Origin of the sequence: Pseudomonas sp. NPDC087626 (assembly GCF_044743405.1) — a bacterium.
Classification (GTDB): Bacteria; Pseudomonadota; Gammaproteobacteria; order Pseudomonadales; family Pseudomonadaceae; genus Aquipseudomonas.
The window spans coordinates 132,166-144,678 of record NZ_JBIUWJ010000012.1 but is presented as its reverse complement, the minus strand read 5'-3'; the positions used below and the strand labels follow the sequence as shown (position 1 = coordinate 144,678).

16 protein-coding genes are annotated in these 12,513 nt (G+C 60.0%); 10 read left to right on the top strand and 6 right to left on the bottom strand.

The genetic code is table 11. The features are described 5' to 3' along the window. Window positions 1-44: 44 nt before the first annotated feature. From ACIOVD_RS12845 to recX, 5 genes are all read left to right on the top strand, one after another. Window positions 45-779, top strand: coding sequence for a S24 family peptidase (locus ACIOVD_RS12845; RefSeq protein WP_095167143.1), 735 nt, complete (start codon window positions 45-47; stop codon window positions 777-779). 184 nt (window positions 780-963) lie between these two features. Continuing rightward, window positions 964-1,305 (top strand): phage holin family protein, encoded by a 342-nt coding sequence (locus ACIOVD_RS12840; RefSeq protein ID WP_095166845.1) that lies wholly within the window; start codon window positions 964-966, stop codon window positions 1,303-1,305. Between the two features lie 103 nt (window positions 1,306-1,408). Beyond that, window positions 1,409-1,909, top strand: a complete 501-nt coding sequence (locus tag ACIOVD_RS12835) for a CinA family protein (RefSeq protein WP_159994057.1) — start codon at window positions 1,409-1,411, stop codon at window positions 1,907-1,909. Window positions 1,910-1,992: 83 nt separating this feature from the next. Next, window positions 1,993-3,042, top strand: coding sequence for a recombinase RecA (recA, locus tag ACIOVD_RS12830; protein ID WP_095166849.1), 1,050 nt, complete (start codon window positions 1,993-1,995; stop codon window positions 3,040-3,042). Window positions 3,043-3,050: 8 nt separating this feature from the next. Then, window positions 3,051-3,518 carry a recombination regulator RecX gene (recX, locus tag ACIOVD_RS12825; RefSeq protein WP_401128029.1) on the top strand — a complete coding sequence of 156 codons (468 nt, stop codon included), beginning with the start codon at window positions 3,051-3,053 and terminating at the stop codon, window positions 3,516-3,518. Window positions 3,519-3,552: 34 nt separating this feature from the next. Here the strand turns inward: recX and ACIOVD_RS12820 are convergent, their stop codons facing one another. Beyond that, entirely contained in the window at window positions 3,553-4,671 is a 1,119-nt protein-coding gene (locus ACIOVD_RS12820; protein ID WP_401128026.1) for a TIGR00730 family Rossman fold protein, read from the bottom strand. 478 nt (window positions 4,672-5,149) lie between these two features. Here ACIOVD_RS12820 and ACIOVD_RS12815 point away from each other — a divergent pair, with 478 nt between their 5' ends. Further along, window positions 5,150-5,344, top strand: a complete 195-nt coding sequence (locus ACIOVD_RS12815; protein WP_095166855.1) for a hypothetical protein — start codon at window positions 5,150-5,152, stop codon at window positions 5,342-5,344. Here ACIOVD_RS12815 and ACIOVD_RS12810 read toward each other — a convergent pair whose 3' ends face one another. Further along, entirely contained in the window at window positions 5,345-5,770 is a 426-nt protein-coding gene (locus ACIOVD_RS12810) for a PA3611 family quorum-sensing-regulated virulence factor (protein WP_095166869.1), read from the bottom strand. A gap of 190 nt (window positions 5,771-5,960) precedes the next feature. Between ACIOVD_RS12810 and ACIOVD_RS12805 the strand changes: the two genes are divergently transcribed. Then, a complete protein-coding gene (locus ACIOVD_RS12805; protein ID WP_401128021.1) occupies window positions 5,961-6,671 on the top strand; it encodes a tRNA-uridine aminocarboxypropyltransferase in 711 nt (236 codons plus the stop codon). Here the strand turns inward: ACIOVD_RS12805 and ACIOVD_RS12800 are convergent. Further along, a complete protein-coding gene (locus ACIOVD_RS12800; RefSeq protein ID WP_095166873.1) occupies window positions 6,668-7,567 on the bottom strand; it encodes a DMT family transporter in 900 nt (299 codons plus the stop codon). The genes ACIOVD_RS12805 and ACIOVD_RS12800 overlap by 4 nt on opposite strands. A gap of 237 nt (window positions 7,568-7,804) precedes the next feature. Here ACIOVD_RS12800 and erdR point away from each other — a divergent pair, with 237 nt between their 5' ends. Both erdR and ACIOVD_RS12790 read left to right on the top strand, forming a co-directional pair. Continuing rightward, window positions 7,805-8,455 carry a response regulator transcription factor ErdR gene (gene erdR, locus ACIOVD_RS12795; protein ID WP_095166875.1) on the top strand — a complete coding sequence of 217 codons (651 nt, stop codon included), beginning with the start codon at window positions 7,805-7,807 and terminating at the stop codon, window positions 8,453-8,455. A 73-nt stretch (window positions 8,456-8,528) separates the two neighbouring features. Further along, window positions 8,529-8,891, top strand: coding sequence for a diacylglycerol kinase (locus ACIOVD_RS12790; RefSeq protein ID WP_095166877.1), 363 nt, complete (start codon window positions 8,529-8,531; stop codon window positions 8,889-8,891). A gap of 4 nt (window positions 8,892-8,895) precedes the next feature. Here ACIOVD_RS12790 and ACIOVD_RS12785 read toward each other — a convergent pair whose 3' ends face one another. Then, window positions 8,896-9,822 carry a LysR family transcriptional regulator gene (locus ACIOVD_RS12785; RefSeq protein ID WP_095166878.1) on the bottom strand — a complete coding sequence of 309 codons (927 nt, stop codon included), beginning with the start codon at window positions 9,820-9,822 and terminating at the stop codon, window positions 8,896-8,898. 119 nt (window positions 9,823-9,941) lie between these two features. Here ACIOVD_RS12785 and fpr point away from each other — a divergent pair, with 119 nt between their 5' ends. Further along, window positions 9,942-10,721 (top strand): ferredoxin-NADP reductase, encoded by a 780-nt coding sequence (gene fpr / locus ACIOVD_RS12780; protein WP_003443014.1) that lies wholly within the window; start codon window positions 9,942-9,944, stop codon window positions 10,719-10,721. A gap of 165 nt (window positions 10,722-10,886) precedes the next feature. Here fpr and tsaA read toward each other — a convergent pair whose 3' ends face one another. Next, the gene (gene tsaA, locus ACIOVD_RS12775) at window positions 10,887-11,585 is read right to left on the bottom strand and encodes a tRNA (N6-threonylcarbamoyladenosine(37)-N6)-methyltransferase TrmO (RefSeq protein ID WP_401128015.1); all 699 of its coding nucleotides are present in this window, start codon (window positions 11,583-11,585) and stop codon (window positions 10,887-10,889) included. A 133-nt stretch (window positions 11,586-11,718) separates the two neighbouring features. After that, a complete protein-coding gene (locus ACIOVD_RS12770; protein ID WP_401128012.1) occupies window positions 11,719-12,489 on the bottom strand; it encodes an SDR family oxidoreductase in 771 nt (256 codons plus the stop codon). Window positions 12,490-12,513: the final 24 nt, after the last annotated feature.

Genomic DNA, 12,513 nt, shown 5'->3' with positions numbered 1-12,513 from the left:
AACAGCATTTGTCATCCCGAAAAAGAATCCGCATTATGCAAAGTATGCAAAAACGCAATGTTTCTACCGTCCTCAGGGCGCTGCTCGATCAACACGGGATCTCCCCTACGGAGCTTCACCGGCGTACCGGCGTGCCGCAATCCACCCTCTCGCGGATACTCGGCGGCAAGATCGCCGATCCGGCGGATAAACACATCTCGAAGATCGCCGAGTATTTTCGTGTGAGCACCGACCAGTTGCGTGGCCGTGTCGATGTCGCGCCGGGTTACCCGCCTGCACGAGATCCCGCGCACTCGGAGCTCAAGGACATCAGCCTGTGGGATGACGACACTCCCATCGAAGACGACGAGGTCTCGGTACCTTTTCTGCGCGAGGTTGAATTGGCTGCTGGATCAGGAAGATTCGTGATCGAAGAAAGCGAGCGCGCCAGCCTGCGTTTTGGCAAGCGCAGCCTGCGCCACAACGGCGTGCAATTCGATCAGGCCAAATGCGTGACCGTGCGCGGCAACAGCATGTTGCCGGTGCTGCGTGATGGCGCCACGGTAGGGGTGAATGCCGGCAAATGTGGGATCGGCGATATCGTCGACGGCGATCTCTACGCGATCAACCACAACGGCCAGTTGCGCGTGAAACAGCTGTATCGACTGCCCACCGGGATTCGCCTGCGCAGCTTCAATCGCGATGAGCATCCGGATGAGGACTATGGCTTCCAGGATATCCAGACCGGGCAGATCGTAATCCTGGGGCATGTGTTCTGGTGGGGTATGTACGCTCGCTGATTGTCTCTTGTGCCAATCCCAACCCGTCCTCTGGCGGGTTTTTTTGCGCCTGGAGTTTTTTTTGGGGGGAGGTGAATTGTTTTGATGCATTTATGCATGAATATTCGCTGAGTGTGATGGGTTTCCGATTGACTATATATGCATCAGTGCATAATGTTTTGACTCGTCACTCAGGAGCAATCAAATGACAATCGAACAGCAAGCCTTGCTGGAGATCCCTGTCTGGCTGGTCATTGCACTCACGCTGCTGGGTGGCTTGTCTGGTGAAATGTGGCGTGCGGACAAGGAGGGTGAGCGCGGCTGGTCATTGGTCCGGCGCCTGAGCCTGCGCTCTGGGTCGAGCATGATCTGCGGTGTCTCGGTGGTGATGCTGTTATATGCCGCCAACATCTCGGCCTGGACAGCTGCCGCATTCGGCTGCCTGACGGCGATGGCCGGTGCGGATTTCGCCATTGGCTTGTATCAGCGCTGGGCGGCCAGGCGCATCGGCGTAGTGGAAGACCAGGCCCCGGAGGATCAGCGGTAGTGCGCGGGCACGGCGCCACTCATATTTTGATTTCCCCAGCGCCTTGCAAGCGCAACCTGCTCATGTAGGGTAGTGCTCACGCCCGTCTGATAAGGAGAGAGTCGTGAATGAAATCACTCAGCTGGCCGCGGAACTGGGCCGGCGTCTACAGGTTCTCAATGCCCACGTCAGCACGGCCGAATCCTGCACCGGGGGCGGTATCGCCGAGGCGATCACCCGGATTGCCGGCAGTTCGGCCTGGTTCGAGGCGGGGTATGTCACGTACTCCAATCGCCAGAAAACCCAGCAATTGAAGGTGCCGGGCGAGTTGTTCGAGCAGGTCGGTGCGGTGAGTCGCGAGGTCGTGGAGGCCATGGTTCGCGGCGCGCAGCGCAACAGCCATGCGCGGTTTGCCGTGGCGGTCAGCGGGATCGCCGGACCTGACGGCGGCTCGCCGGCCAAGCCGGTGGGGACTGTCTGGCTGGCCTGGGGGGTGGGCGAGGCCGTGTTTAGCGAGTGCCGGCACTTCCCCGGTAACCGCGATGAGGTCCGCCGACAAACGGTGAAGGCCGCGCTAGAGGGCTTGCTGCAACATGCCGCCGGAGAAATCTCAAATCAGGGGTAGGCGATCCACAATCGCTGTGGAATAATACTGTCTACTTATACAGGTGTTGGCCGTCAGGCCTTATTGATTACGTGAGGACTTTAATGGACGACAACAAGAAGAAAGCCTTGGCTGCGGCCCTGGGTCAGATCGAACGTCAATTCGGCAAGGGTGCCGTAATGCGTATGGGCGATCAGGACCGTCAGGCGATCCCGGCTATCTCCACTGGCTCTCTGGGTCTGGACATCGCACTCGGCATTGGCGGCCTGCCAAAAGGCCGTATCGTTGAAATCTACGGTCCTGAATCTTCCGGTAAAACCACCCTGACCCTGTCGGTCATCGCCCAAGCGCAAAAAGCCGGTGCGACCTGCGCGTTCGTCGATGCCGAGCACGCCCTGGACCCGGAATACGCCGGCAAACTGGGGGTCAACGTCGACGACCTGCTGGTTTCCCAGCCGGACACCGGCGAGCAAGCCCTGGAAATCACCGACATGCTGGTGCGTTCCAACGCGGTTGACGTGATCATCGTCGACTCCGTGGCTGCACTGGTACCCAAGGCGGAAATCGAAGGCGAGATGGGCGACATGCATGTGGGCCTGCAAGCCCGCCTGATGTCCCAGGCGCTGCGTAAAATCACCGGTAACATCAAGAACGCCAACTGCTTGGTGATCTTCATCAACCAGATCCGGATGAAAATCGGCGTGATGTTCGGCAGCCCGGAAACCACCACCGGTGGTAACGCGCTGAAGTTCTACGCCTCGGTTCGCCTGGACATCCGCCGTACTGGCGCGGTGAAAGAAGGCGACGAAGTGGTCGGCAGCGAAACCCGCGTCAAAGTCGTCAAGAACAAGGTGGCAGCACCGTTCCGTCAGGCCGAGTTCCAGATTCTTTACGGCAAGGGCATCTACCTCAATGGCGAGATGATCGACCTGGGTGTGTTGCACGGTTTTGTTGAGAAGTCCGGTGCCTGGTATGCCTACAACGGCAGCAAGATCGGTCAGGGCAAGGCCAACTCGGCCAAGTTCCTGCAGGACAACCCGGACATTGCAGCCAAGCTCGAGAAGCAGATTCGCGACAAGCTGCTGACGCCGGTGGACCTCAACGCCGCGCCGGTCAAAGAGACTGAAGATGACCTGGCCGACGCTGATATCTGATTGATCCCATGACCGCCGTACTCGATACCCTCGTCGCGGTGCGGCGAACCGCAATGGACCTGCTAGCGCGACGCGAGCACGGTCGAGTCGAGCTGACGCGTAAACTGCGTCAGCGCGGCGCCCCCGATGAAATGATCGACACTGCCCTCGACCGTCTGACGGAAGAGGGGTTGCTGTCCGAATCCCGTTACCTCGAAAGTTTCGTTTCCTTCCGGGCCCGTTCAGGCTACGGCCCTTTGCGCATTCGTGAAGAGTTGAGCCAGCGCGGATTGCAGCGCGCTGATATCGAACTCGCCTTGCGCGAGTGTGGAATCAGCTGGCAGGCACAACTGGAAGACACCTGGCGTCGTAAATTTGCCGGGCATTTACCAATCGATGCCCGCGAGCGTGCCAAGCAAGGGCGCTTCCTCGCTTATCGCGGTTACTCCATGGAGATGATCGGCCGGTTGTTCAGCGGCCGAGCAATGGACGACTAAAAAAGCCCGACTAGAAATAGTCGGGCTTTTTTATTCACGTCACTTTGATGGGGTCCCGTTGGCGCTGGGCAGTTGCGGGCTGGGAGGTGACCCAGTTTTCCGGCAGGTTGAGGTAGTCCACCAACTCACGCAGGCGCCCATGATCCCGGGCATTGAAGGTGAACGCCAGACGCGCCAAGTGGCTGAACTGCGCTTCGTCATGCTCCTCGCCACTGTAGGCATGCTGGTGAAAGTGATCGCTGAGGCACAGATCGGCGAACGCCACTTGCAGGTGTGCCAGCGCCTGCTCGTTTAGCGCGTGATTCATGCGGATCACAAACTGGTTTTTTAGCCAGCGGCTGGAGTGGAAGTTGCTGTAGAACTGATTGATTTGCGCCACGGCTTCCTCGGCGTTATCCACCAGACGCACCAGCTTCAGGTCGTTGGGCAGGATGTAGCGATTGGCCTCCAATTGATTGCGGATAAACTCCAATGCGCTTTCCCAGAACTTGCCGCCCGGTGCATCCAGTAGCACCACGGGCACCAGTGGGCTTTTGCCTGTCTGGATCAGGGTCAGTACTTCCAGGGCTTCGTCCAGTGTGCCGAAGCCGCCCGGGCACAGCACCAGCGCGTCGGCTTCCTTGACGAAGAACAGTTTGCGGGTGAAGAAAAAGTGGAAGGGCAGCAAGTTGGCAGTGCCACCGACGGTGGGGTTGGCATGCTGTTCGAAGGGCAGGGTGATGTTGAACCCAAGACTGTGATCGCGGCCGGCGCCTTCGTGAGCGGCGGCCATGATCCCGCCACCGGCTCCGGTGATCACCATCAGGTCCGATTGCGCGAGTTTTTCCCCCAGTTCACGGGCCAGTGCATACAGCGGGTGCTCCACCGGAGTACGCGCTGAGCCGAACACGGTGACCTTGCGGCGTCCCTTGAACTGTTCCAGCACACGGAAAGCGTGCTCCAGTTCGCGCAAGGCTTGTAGGGTGATCTTGGCATTCCAGCGGTTGTGGTCGTCCTGGGCCATGCGCAGGACAGTCAGCATCATGTCGCGGTAGATCGGAATGTTCGGGCTGTTGGGGGAAACCAGGTTGAGTTGTTCTTCGATCTTGCTCGTGAGATCGACACCGTTGTTTTGAAAATGACGTATCAGAAGGTCATTCGGTTGGTAAGGCATTCAACTTCTCCTTCTACACAGAACCTTCGGCCCGACCGAAAGATTCGTCGGGGCCGCGACACACCTTGTGTCGCCTGGGCATTGCAGCCAACCCGACCCGCCGCGGACGGCCGTCGAGTCATCCAGACGGGTTCTGTTTATCCCTTGGATGAAAGAAATGTTCGCAAGACACCGCTCTGGATGGCAGCCCCTTTTCTGCCGTGAGCATTGAACATCGACAGGTTAAATCTAGACGCTCGGCGTCAGTTGTGCTGACTCGATCATGGTCTTGAAAAGTCTGTGCTGGCAATAGCTTGTTGGCGATAGGTGATCGACTTTCACCGCTTGTCTGAAGCTCCACCTTAGGCGCTACGCTCTGATTTACTGAAATACAGACACGCAACACATTTGTCGTGCGTCCAGGGCAAGACGCAAGGCACCAGGAGCTGTGGGGAGTCATCGCGCAAGTAGTGGCGATTCTTAGGCACGGAGGCGGGTTATGACTCTGGTGATACTGGAGATCGATACGCAGCTGTATCAGATGCTCAAGTCGGCAGCCGAGGACCATCAGGTAAGCCTGGAGGAGGAATGTCGACGGCGGCTGGAGGGCAGGGAACAGCGCTCGCCTTATTTGCAGGCGCTGGTGGCGGAACTGCGCGCCGATGAAGAGCAGCGGCGCGCAGGTTCGGGCTAGTTACTTGTTCTTTTTCGCAGGCTCTGCCGGGCAGTCCGATTCCTGGAATCGGGCCGAGGCCACCGGGCGGTTGGTTTTGTTTTCGGTGAATTCGTAACGCAAGATCGCCCCTTGGGCCATCAACTTGCGGTAGTTGGGGTTGCGGCAAACGCTGGCACCCAGTTGCAGGTAGACGGCTTTCGGGTTGGCGCGCATTTCTTCGGCGTACACCGATTGCACGCTGAGGTGATCAACCAGCTCCTTGCCTTCGACCGTGTAGCCCTGGTCCAGAATGTTGTCACTGACTTCGCGAGGCAGGCCAACGTTACTTTCCGCGGCCACCTTCTCCAGCATCTTGCTCAGGTTCAAGTCTTTCAGGGACGCGGCCTGGGCGCAGAAAGGCAAAGCCAGCACAAGGGCGGCGGTGGGGACGATTAGGCGCAGCATGAAACTCTCCTGATTCAGTGACTGGTGCTTCGACCCGTCACAGGGCTGAGCGTTCAGTGGCGGCAAATTATAGGGTGCGGGCGGCGGGTGGTACAGGCTTGCGCGGGCTGCTCTGGTAAACTGCTGGCACTTTATTGCCCTGCCGAGCGCTTTTTGTGTCGATTCAATCCCCTTGCCATCGAAACCTGCCATGAGCCACGCCGTTTCCCGTTTGCGCGCCCAGCGCCTGGCCCGTGCCGTCCGCCCCTTTGTTGCGCGGGGTTCGCGAGCCGAGCGGTGCGCCGGCTGCCGGGTGATTCCCAGCCATTGCATGTGTGCCTGGCGGCCGACCGTTGCCGCCAAATCGGCCATGTGCCTGGTGATGCATGATGTCGAGCCGATGAAACCGAGCAATACCGGCTGGCTGATTGCCGACGTGATCGAGCAGACCAGTGCGTTTCCCTGGTCGCGTACCGAAGTCGAGCCGGGTTTGCTGGCCTTGATCGCCGATCCCCAGTGGCAGCCGTACATCGTGTTTCCGGGGGAGTTTGTCGCCCCGCAGCGGGTGGTGAGCGAGGTCCGGCTGGAGCCGGGCAAGCGTCCGCTGTTCATTCTGCTGGACGCGACCTGGAGCGAGGCGCGCAAGATGTTCCGCAAGAGCCCTTATCTCGAGCATTTGCCGGTGTTGAGCCTGCAGCCCGAGCAACTGTCGCGCTACAAGTTGCGCCGCTCCAAGCGCGATGATCACTTCTGCACCGCCGAAGTGGCCGCGCTCTGCCTGGAACTGGCCGACGACCTAGTCGCCAGCGAAGTGCTGGACGCCTACCTGGACGTCTTCAGCACCCATTACCTGTCGGCCAAGTTTCAGCAGGCGATCGATCCGCTCGACGCAGTCCACGCTCGCCTCAAGCCCTACCTCTAGGTTGTACTGCGGGTCAGTGCTGGGCTTTTTGGCCAGAGCTGGGCTGCCAGCATCCCGGCCAGCATCAACCCACAGCCGACATAGCCGCGCGGGCTCAGTTCTTCACCCAGTAGCCAGGCCCCGGCAATGGCGGCAAACACCGCCTCCAGGGAAAAAATGATCGCGGCATGGGAGGCGATTGCGTCTTTCTGGGCGATCACCTGCAAGGTGTAGCCGATGCCGACCGCAATCAGGCCACCATAGAGGATGGCTGGGCCGGCGGCGATGATTGCGTTGAGCTCGAAGGTCTCCAGGCACAGGGCCAGGACCAGGCTGACCACCGCGCAGGTAGTGAACTGCAGGAATGCCAGGCGAATCGGGTCGTGGCGGCTGGCGAAAACGCCCACCAGCACCACGTGTCCACCCCAGACAAAGGCGCCGATCAATTGCAACCAGTCGCCGGACGCAACCTGGAACTGATCGCCGACGCTGAGCAGGAACATTCCGACCACCGCCAGAATCGCCCCGAACCAGGTGCCGAGCCCGGTCTTGTGGCCAATCAACAGCCCCAGCAGTGGCACGACGATGACGTAGAGCCCGGTGATGAAACCGGCGTTGGTCACGCTGGTGAACAAGAGGCCGACCTGTTGCAGGTTGATCCCCAGGGCCAGGGCGAGGCCCATCAGGCCGCCACCGATCAACAAGCCACGGGTCAGGAAGGGCTCGTGGTGGCTGTTCTGACGGGAGCCACGCAGGACCAGCGGTAACAGACACAACGAACCAAGCGCGAAGCGCAGGCCGGAATAGAGGAAAGGACCGATGTGATCCATGCCGGAGGTTTGTGCGACAAATCCTGATCCCCAAATCATCGCGGTGATCAACATCAGGACATCGGCACGCAGGGCTTTGGTCTGCATGATGGCACTCTTATTAGTTAGCCAGCTAAGATGCCGTAAAGGATGCGGCTTGACCACCCCGGCTTCGCTGGGCATCCTTGGCGCCGATTAGGGTGCGGCCGAAGATTGAAACGCCGGTTTTATGGGCTCTTGGCGTTGAACGTACCCTGTTGGTTGCGCCTGCTGGTGCTACCTTGAGTTGTTTTGGTGAGGCTTGAATGCATCAGGCCTGCCATAAAAAACAGGATCATTTGAACAATGGCCACATACGAAATCCTGATTGCCGATGACCACCCTCTCTTTCGTAGCGCACTGCACCAGGCTGTCACCCTGGGGCTGGGCCCGGACGTGCGCCTGGTGGAAGTGGCAAGCATTGCCGAGCTGGAAACCCGTCTGACCGAGAAGGCCGACTGGGACCTGGTGCTACTGGACCTGAACATGCCGGGTGCATACGGATTCTCCGGGCTGGTGCTGTTGCGCGGCCAGTACCCGCAGATTCCGGTGGTGATGGTCTCGGCACAGGAAGAAGCGTCGATCATGGTCAAGTCCCGGGAGTTCGGGGCCAGCGGCTTCATTCCCAAATCCAGCTCGCTGGAAGTGATCCAGCAGGCGGTGCGTGCGGTGCTGGATGGCGACGTGTTCTGGCCACCGCAAGCGTTCGAGGCGGTCAGTGTCTCGCCGGAAGCCAAGGCCGCGAGCGAGGGCCTGGCGAGTTTGACCCCGCAGCAGTTCCGCGTGCTGACCATGGTCTGCGAAGGTTTGCTGAACAAGCAGATTGCCTACGAACTGAGTGTGTCGGAGGCGACCATCAAGGCCCACGTGACGGCGATTTTCCGCAAGCTGGGGGTGCGCACCCGGACTCAGGCGGCGCTGCTCCTGCAACAACTTGAGTCAATTTCGCCGCAGTGAAGCCGGCTCATTCACGCTTTTTTGACTTTTGTTGATCTAGCTTTCCCACTCCTTTTTTCAGTTGCCTACTCATATGTCACCTTTCAAAGGCCAGACCGGCCTCAAACGCATCCTCAACGCTTCGGGCTACTCCCTGGACGGCCTGCGCGCCGCTTTCACCGGCGAAGCGGCTTTTCGGCAACTGGTGTTGCTCAACGTGATTCTGATTCCGCTGACCTTCATTCTGAATGTCAGCCGCGTCGAACAGGCGGTGCTGATTGCCGTCTGTCTGCTGGCGCTGATCGTGGAGTTGCTCAACTCGGCGGTTGAAGCGGCCATCGACCGCATCTCCCTCGACCTGCACCCGCTGTCGAAAAACGCCAAGGACATGGGCAGCGCCGCGCAGTTCGTGGCTTTGAGCATGATTGCCCTGGTGTGGGCGGTGATCCTGATCTGACCCCTCAGGCGATGCTCGGCAGCACGATCTCGTCGCTGCGCTGAACCCCGGCGGTGAAGGCGCGGCACAGTTCGAGGAATTCGCGCATGGCTGAGGTCTGGTATTTCTGTTTGTGCCAGATGAAGTAGAACTGCCGCGCAAGGTCCAGATCCGGGGTTTCCACCGCCACCAGGCTGCCGCGTCGGAAGGCGTCGCGCAGGGCCAGGCGGGAAATGCAGCCAATGCCCAGGCCAGACTCGACCGCACGTTTGATCGCTTCGGTGTGTTCCAACTCCAGGCGGATGTTCAACGCGCTGCGATGATGACGCATGGCCTGATCGAAGGTCAGGCGAGTCCCGGAACCCTGCTCGCGAAGAATCCACGCCTCATGGCTAAGCTCCTCCATGCTGGCAGTGCCGCGTTGTGCCAGCGGATGCTGGGGCGCGCAGAACACCACCAGCTCATCTTCGACCCAGCTCTGCACTTCGATGTCCGGATGGCTGCAGTCGCCTTCGATTAGACCCAGATCAATTTCATAGTGCGCGACCTGTTGCACGATATTGGCAGTGTTCTGGACGTGCAGCTTCACCTGGCTCTCGGGGTGGCGCTGCATGAAGCTACCGATCAGCAAGGTCGCCAGGTAATTGCCGATGGTCAGTGTGGCGCCGACCGCCAGGGAACCAAAACCGGACTTGCCGTTGAGCAGGTCCTCGATTTCCTTGGCCTGGTCGAGCAGGGCCACCGCTTGCGGCAACAGCTGTTTACCCAGGGCGTTGAGGCTCAGCCGTTTGCCGGCGCGATCGAACAATTGGCAGCTGCACTGGCGCTCCAGCTCGGTGATCGAGGTGCTGGCCGCCGATTGCGAGAGGTTGAGCAGACCCGCAGCACGGGATACGCTTTCCTGCTGGGCAACGGCGACGAAGACTTGAAGTTGACGTAGAGTAAATCGCATATCTATATAACCGATAACCCTTATCTTAATAATCCATTTAACAGATATTGTCGCTGCCATTAGAATGCGATGCAATTGCGCACAGCGGCGCAGGCAAAATCTCCAGGAGTCCCACGTACATGAGCAACATGAACCACGAGCGTGTCCTCAGTGTTCACCACTGGAACGACACTCTGTTCAGCTTCAAGTGCACCCGCGATCCGGGCCTGCGCTTCGAGAACGGTCAGTTCGTGATGATCGGCCTGCAACAGCCCAACGGCCGCCCGCTTATGCGTGCTTACTCGATTGCCAGCCCAAACTGGGAAGAGCATCTGGAGTTCTTCAGCATCAAGGTGCCTGATGGCCCGCTGACTTCCCAGTTGCAGCACCTCAAGGAAGGCGACGAGATCATCATCAGCAAGAAGCCTACGGGCACGCTGGTGCTGGACGACCTCAAACCTGGCAAACATCTGTACCTGCTCAGTACTGGTACCGGCCTGGCGCCTTTCATGAGCGTGATCCAGGATCCGGAAACCTACGAGCGTTTCGAAAAAGTAATCCTGTGCCACGGCGTGCGTTACGTCAACGAAGTCGCTTACCGCGAGTTCATCACCGAGCACCTGCCGCAGAACGAGTTCTTCGGCGAAGCCCTGCGTGACAAGTTGATCTACTACCCGACCGTGACCCGCGAGCCATTCGAAAACGAAGGCCGTCTGACCGACCTGATGCGCAGCGGCAAGCTGTTCAGCGACATCGGCCTGCCCCCGATCAACCCGCAGGACGACCGCGCCATGTTGTGCGGCAGCCCGAGCATGCTCGACGAGACCAGCGAAGTGCTCAACAGCTTCGGCCTGAAAGTGTCGCCGCGTATGCGTGAGCCGGGTGACTACCTGATCGAGCGTGCGTTCGTCGAGAAGTGACCGAAGGTCACCTGTAGGAGCGAGCCTGCTCGCGATGATCGTCAACGATAACGCGTGTTTGCCGGGTAAACGCGGTGTATTCGAGTTCATCGCTGGCAAGCCAGCTCCTACAAAAAAAGCCCGCGCAGCCTGAGAGGGCAGCGCGGGCTTTTTCGTTTTTGGCGTTTATACCTGCGCGGGAATGACTTCCAGCACACGAATCAGCCCGGCCTCGGGGTAATGCCATCGCACATCCAGATCCCAAAACTGCGCGCCATATTCCCGCGCGGATGTAGGAGTTTGGTAGGCCGGGCGTGGGTCTTGTGCCAGGCATTGCTCGATCAGCTCCACCAGCGGCTCTGCAAGGCGCTGAGCGTGCGCGTGAGCCTGTTGCAGCGCTGCGTCCGTCCACTGCACGGGAATCAGCTGCGGCGCGGCACTGGCGATGCTGTTGGAGGCGGTGTCGATGATGTCGGCGTAGGGGACGTAGGGTTTGATGTCCAGAACCGGCGTGCCATCGAGCAGGTCGATGCCCGAAATCCAAAGGCGATTCGCCTCGACCTTGTCCAGTTTCACCACTGACTGCCCGATGCCATTGGGACGGTGGGTTGCGCGCGTGGCAAACACGCCCATGGATTTGTTACCGCCCAGGCGCGGTGGGCGCACCTTGAGCCGTGGCTTGTCTTCCAGGGCCTGATGAAACAGGAACAGCAGCCAGACGTGACTGACCTGCTCCAGGCCCTGTACCGCATCACCCTGGTCGAACGGTGCCACCAGCTCCAGGATGCCCCGCGCGGCCGGGGCCAGTTGGGGTTGGCGGGGAATGGCGAACTTCTCCTTGAAGCAGGAGTGGACAAAGCCGATGGGGGAAACGCTATAGGTCATGGTGGGGGTCGAGGCGGGGTCAGGGTGAGCATGATAACTCACGCGGCCCGGGGCCGCCTTCGCGAGCAGGCTCGCTCCCACTAGACCCAGTTTTGCCAACTGCTGAGCCCTGTGGGAGCCAGCCCCATCGATCTCAGAGGCTGAACCCACCATCCAGCGGAATGATGTTGCCGGTCATGTACGCCCCGGCGGTACTCGCCAAGCTGATGGCCAGTGCCGCCATTTCCTCCTCGCGACCCCAGCGCTGCATGGGGATCAAGGCCGTGTCCTCGGCCAAGGCCTGGGCATCGTTACCGATGTGCTGGGTCATCTTGCTCGGGAAGCGCCCCGGGGCAATCACGTTGACGTTGATGTGCTGGCTGACCAGTTCCCTGGCGAGAATCCGCGACAGTTGGTGCAGGGCTGCCTTGCTCGGGCCGTAGGCGTAGGCCTGTTCACCGAAGGAGGAAATCCCGGCGACCGAGCCGATGTTGATGATCCGAGCCGGATTGGCGGCCGAACCGGCCTTGCGCAACAGCGGCAGGAATTGCTGGATGCAGTTGAATACCGAGGTCACGTTCAACTGCATGACTTTTTCCCAGCCCTTGACTGGGTAGCTCTCCAGCGGCGCTCCCCAGGTGGTGCCGGCATTGTTCACCAGGATGTCCAGGTGGTTCACGCGTTCGCCGAGACGACTGGCCAATTGGGCGACGCCTTCTTCTGTGGCGAGGTTGGCCGCGATCGCGTGGCAGTGCCCCAGGGCGCCCAGTTCATCGGCTGTCTGTTGGCAGGCCTCGGCGTCGCGCGCGCAGACATACACCGTCGCTCCTGCTTCGACGAAGGCTTTGGCGATCATTTTGCCGATACCACGGGTGCCGCCGGTCACCAGAGCGGTGCGGCCTTGCAGGGAGAAGTAGGGGTGCATGGCGAATCCTGATAACTGAGGGTC

Coding starts and splice junctions, on each gene's coding strand:
- ACIOVD_RS12770 (WP_401128012.1), bottom strand. CDS start 12,489: ATGCACCCCTACTTCTCCCTGCAAGGCCGCACCGCTCTGGTGACCGGC.
- ACIOVD_RS12805 (WP_401128021.1), top strand. CDS start 5,961: ATGAGCCACGCCGTTTCCCGTTTGCGCGCCCAGCGCCTGGCCCGTGCC.
- ACIOVD_RS12845 (WP_095167143.1), top strand. CDS start 45: ATGCAAAAACGCAATGTTTCTACCGTCCTCAGGGCGCTGCTCGATCAA.
- tsaA (WP_401128015.1), bottom strand. CDS start 11,585: ATGACCTATAGCGTTTCCCCCATCGGCTTTGTCCACTCCTGCTTCAAG.
- fpr (WP_003443014.1), top strand. CDS start 9,942: ATGAGCAACATGAACCACGAGCGTGTCCTCAGTGTTCACCACTGGAAC.
- ACIOVD_RS12785 (WP_095166878.1), bottom strand. CDS start 9,822: ATGCGATTTACTCTACGTCAACTTCAAGTCTTCGTCGCCGTTGCCCAG.
- ACIOVD_RS12840 (WP_095166845.1), top strand. CDS start 964: ATGACAATCGAACAGCAAGCCTTGCTGGAGATCCCTGTCTGGCTGGTC.
- recX (WP_401128029.1), top strand. CDS start 3,051: ATGACCGCCGTACTCGATACCCTCGTCGCGGTGCGGCGAACCGCAATG.
- erdR (WP_095166875.1), top strand. CDS start 7,805: ATGGCCACATACGAAATCCTGATTGCCGATGACCACCCTCTCTTTCGT.
- ACIOVD_RS12815 (WP_095166855.1), top strand. CDS start 5,150: ATGACTCTGGTGATACTGGAGATCGATACGCAGCTGTATCAGATGCTC.
- ACIOVD_RS12820 (WP_401128026.1), bottom strand. CDS start 4,671: ATGCCTTACCAACCGAATGACCTTCTGATACGTCATTTTCAAAACAAC.
- ACIOVD_RS12810 (WP_095166869.1), bottom strand. CDS start 5,770: ATGCTGCGCCTAATCGTCCCCACCGCCGCCCTTGTGCTGGCTTTGCCT.
- ACIOVD_RS12800 (WP_095166873.1), bottom strand. CDS start 7,567: ATGCAGACCAAAGCCCTGCGTGCCGATGTCCTGATGTTGATCACCGCG.
- recA (WP_095166849.1), top strand. CDS start 1,993: ATGGACGACAACAAGAAGAAAGCCTTGGCTGCGGCCCTGGGTCAGATC.
- ACIOVD_RS12790 (WP_095166877.1), top strand. CDS start 8,529: ATGTCACCTTTCAAAGGCCAGACCGGCCTCAAACGCATCCTCAACGCT.